Below are 4,523 nucleotides of genomic sequence, written 5' to 3'. Positions count from 1 at the left end.
TTCGGAAATAGTTTTTTTATCTTGTCGTTATACTTGAAGGGATTTTGTTGCGTATCTAAAGATTTAGTAGGTGAATATAGTGCACATGCCGTTTTATCTTGTTATCTAACTACATGCTAGAATGTCAATAAAGAGTTTTCAATTGTCAAGTTGAGTGCAACAAACTATACTTCTAACACAGATTTATACAATCCTAATCAATCATTATTTTTAACATTTATCTCTAGCATCTGACTATGTTGCAATAGCTAAAACAGATGTCGTGTCTGCTTTAGCTACCAGATTGTGAGCCTAGTTCGTTTTCGATGGCTAATATAGGGAGACGATTTTTATAGATAATACAGTCAATGATATAGTAGAAAACAAATTAAGTGTTTTCATAGAATTACCTATTTATTTTTGTTCTATCAAAAAATAAAAAGATACAAAAATGGAGCGCCTTCAAAACCACAAATCTGTCTCATCTAACTGTAGAATCAACTTAATAATCAGGTAAAGTAATTTACAACAAGCCGCTTATCAGAAAACAGATTGCCACTTGTATGTTGTGAAGATGCTCTTCAAAAAATTAGACAGTTACTTAATAGGCTTAGACCTTGCAAAGTGACAATAATTTGGTATAATAGTTATGAGAGCAACACTTGTGCGTGAAGTGGGTCAGGGGAGGAATCCAGCAGCCCTAAGCGATTTCAGGCGTGTGCTCTTTTTTATGTTCCCAACTTGACCCCATATGCCGACAAAAAATCTATCTTAGAATTAAACGGATGAAGAAAACATCTTGGTTCAGTTTTGAAAAATAGATGGAAATGATTGAAAAATAAGGCGCAAAGGGGTATTATAGTAAAGACTGAAAACTATGGAGGAAATCTTAAGATGACACATATTACATTTGATTATTCAAAGGTCCTAGGACAATTTTTAGGACAACACGAAATTGACTTTTTACAAGGTCAAGTCACAGAGGCTGATAAACTATTGCGTCAAGGAACTGGACCAGGTGCAGATTTCTTGGGATGGCTTGATTTGCCTGAAAACTATGACAAAGAAGAGTTTGCACGCATTCTCAAAGCAGCAGAAAAAATCAAAGCAGACAGTGAAGTCCTAGTTGTGATTGGTATTGGAGGGTCATACCTTGGTGCCAAGGCTGCTATCGACTTTTTAAACCATCACTTTGCCAACTTGCAAACAGCTGAAGAACGCAAAGCACCACAAATCGTCTATGCTGGAAACTCTATTTCATCAACTTATCTTGCTGATTTGGTTGAGTTTGTAGAAGACAAAGAATTCTCAGTGAACGTGATTTCTAAATCAGGAACCACAACAGAGCCAGCTATTGCCTTTCGCGTTTTCAAAGAGCTATTGGTTAAAAAATATGGTCAGGAAGAAGCAAACAAACGCATCTATGCAACGACTGATAAAGCAAAAGGTGCTGTTAAGGTCGAAGCTGATGCTAACAACTGGGAAACCTTTGTTGTTCCAGACAATGTTGGCGGACGTTTTTCAGTCTTGACAGCTGTTGGCTTGTTACCAATCGCAGCATCAGGCGCTGACATCACAGCCCTTATGGAAGGTGCAAATGCTGCACGTAAAGATCTATCATCAGATCGCATTGCTGATAACATTGCCTACCAATATGCAGCAGTCCGCAATGCCCTTTACCGTAAAGGTTACATCACTGAGATTTTGGCGAACTATGAGCCATCATTACAATATTTTGGTGAATGGTGGAAACAATTAGCCGGTGAGTCAGAAGGGAAAGACCAAAAAGGTATCTACCCAACATCAGCTAACTTCTCAACAGACTTGCACTCACTTGGTCAATTTATCCAAGAAGGCTACCGCAATCTCTTTGAAACAGTTGTGCGTGTCGACAAACCACGTAAAAACGTCATTATCCCTGAATTGACTGAAGACCTTGATGGTCTTGGTTACCTTCAAGGAAAAGATGTTGACTTTGTAAACAAAAAAGCGACAGATGGGGTGCTTCTTGCTCACACAGACGGTGGCGTGCCAAACTTGTTTATCACATTGCCAAAACAAGATGCCTATACCCTTGGCTATGCGATTTACTTCTTTGAGTTAGCTATAGCTGTTTCAGGTTACCTTAACGGGGTAAATCCATTTGACCAACCAGGTGTTGAAGCCTACAAACGCAACATGTTTGCCCTATTAGGCAAACCAGGATTCGAAGCCTTATCTGAAGAATTAAACGCTCGTCTATAATGACAGCAAGCCTCTCTATTAGGAGAGGCTTTTTTTAGGCGTTGTTAACGCTCGGACTTTACGTGGCAATCACCAGACAATCAATGGAACTTATACGGGTCAAAACAATGATACGACTTTGACCTTGCATATTTCCAAAAATGAGAGCGTGGATGTGAGTTTTGATGGATATTTTCTTGATTATCATTTGACAGACATCATAAACACTTCTGAATAAGAATGCATCTAGAGGGGCAACTTCTAGGCGGTACTTTTAGTCAGGATATTTATGAAGAGTAAGATTAGACAATCTGTAGACAAAGTTAGGAAAATTCTATCACGTTGTGTTTCCCTTGCTTAGTTCCTTGCTTTATGTTATTCTTACTAAGAATAAAATCTATTTTTATATCGATTTCACAAAAAATGATTTGATTTATTGTGAAATTTGTGATTAAGAATCTACTATTTCAAAATAGAAGTAATAGGAATGGGCTTTAATAATCAAACAACCTTGGTTAGCGATAATAAGGTTAACTAGCTATCTAGCTTAGTATATTTTATTCAACGAATGCTTTTTAATTAGCGGATGACTTGTAAGCGACATCGGTAACTATCATTGTATGGAGTTTTTATTTTAGTTTTATAATCTTATTGGCATATAAAGTAATGCTCTCGCTGATTTATCATTACAATAGTTTTTCAGACAACTAATTTTGGTATGAAAATTACTCGGCTAAAAATAGAAGAAAGATTCCCATAATATGAAAAAAACATCCCTTAAATTCCTTATCGCTACGAGTTTTTTGGCACTCACTTCTTTTGCCTACCCCGTATATGCACAAAATAGTCTCCAAGAAGTTCCTAATTCAAAAGATTATAATGGCACAGTTGGAACACATCTTATTGTGAATGTGATTGGAGTTAATAGTATAGGCGACACAATTATATCTCCTAGCTTTATGGAATTTAGCCTTTCGCCAGATGATAGACTAACCAAGATTGAATTATTAAAAAAAGTCCAGCAAGTTATTGATTCGATAGAATCAGGTCGATATAAAGTCACTGATTTTGAAAAGTCTGCAAAAGTGACATATAAAGGGCAAACTTACCCAATTACCGAGAAAGGATTTATCATCCCTGATTTTACTAAAACTGAGAAAAACCCTGCTTTTTTAATAACTGGAAAAGTCTTGATAGAGATTCTTAACTCTAACTTTGTTATCGAAGATAATAGTACAACAGTGGCCTTGGAGGAATTAAATGACGTATATGACGTACATATTGAACATGAAGTCATCTTTCTAAAAAAAGTAGATCAGCATCTTGTTCCAATACACATTTCCTCACCAACTGAAATAACAGGAACTCGAAAAATAGGCTTTCGTTTCACAGCAGAGGAACTATTTGTTGCGGCTGAAGCTTTATTTGAAAAAAGCGAAGCTTACAAAGAAGGTTATCAACTGATTAAGCGACTGTCAACTACTGTGATTGAAGACTTTTACTTCCTTCGTGATATTTATAACATTGAAACCGACATCTCATTCAACTATGTTATTAATTCTAGGCGAAGTCCTAATATTTTTTATACAGAATCAATCTCCGAAAGATACTATATTTCAAAAAATAATGATGATTATGAATCAGCCCAGCATGTCTTTACTATAAATTTTGTGAATAAGGAAAACCAAATTCTCAGTAGTCAGAAAATTATTAGCGAGTCTATTAAAACAAGTGCTGAAATTGCCCAGTACATTAGCCAATCAGATAAAAGTATAGTTGCTAAAAATGGTTCTCGTTATTCTTTTTCAGGGGATGTTTCCTTGAGTGCAGATAAGGAGTATCAAGCAATTTTTACTTTGGAAGAAACTGATGAAGTAGATGTGGCACCAGTCTTACCAGAAGACTCTATAGACGAAGAAGTTGCACCTTCACTTCCTGTTTTAGAGCCCTTGCCCGTTGATGATATCATCATTGCTCCCACTATTCCTATTGAACCGACTATAGAAGATGAGGTTATTATAGATTTTTCTAAGGTTCCTGATTTTGAAGAAGATAGCTATGGCCCTTATCCTAATATGCAAGGTCAATATGGTAGTAATCAATTAATAACAACAATAGAAGAATCGGGACACTCTGACATTATCCATCAAGAATATTATTCTCCAGAAGTTATCACGGGACAATCTCTACAAGATGGAGACATAGTTGAAACAATCGAAGAGTCAAGTGCTATCGATATTGTTGCAGACAGCACGGAAACGACCACTATTTCTGGTTCCCATGAAGGTCTTGTTACCGAAACGATAGAAGAGTCAAACCTT

2 protein-coding genes and 1 other RNA gene are annotated in these 4,523 nt (G+C 36.4%); all 3 read left to right on the top strand.

The genetic code is table 11. From position 1 onward, the window contains the following. Positions 1 to 621: 621 nt before the first annotated feature. An RNA gene (gene ffs, locus AKK44_RS08800) (signal recognition particle sRNA small type) lies at positions 622 to 719 on the top strand. Positions 720 to 873: 154 nt separating this feature from the next. Next, the gene (locus AKK44_RS08055) at positions 874 to 2,223 is read left to right on the top strand and encodes a glucose-6-phosphate isomerase (protein WP_037594397.1); all 1,350 of its coding nucleotides are present in this window, start codon (positions 874 to 876) and stop codon (positions 2,221 to 2,223) included. A gap of 740 nt (positions 2,224 to 2,963) precedes the next feature. Next, a partial coding sequence (locus AKK44_RS08050; RefSeq protein WP_054279258.1) for a hypothetical protein occupies positions 2,964 to 4,523 on the top strand: 1,560 nt, incomplete at its 3' end.

The organism is Streptococcus phocae, from assembly GCF_001302265.1.
Lineage (GTDB): Bacteria > Bacillota > Bacilli > Lactobacillales > Streptococcaceae > Streptococcus > Streptococcus phocae.
This window is presented reverse-complemented; position numbering and strand designations above follow the sequence as displayed.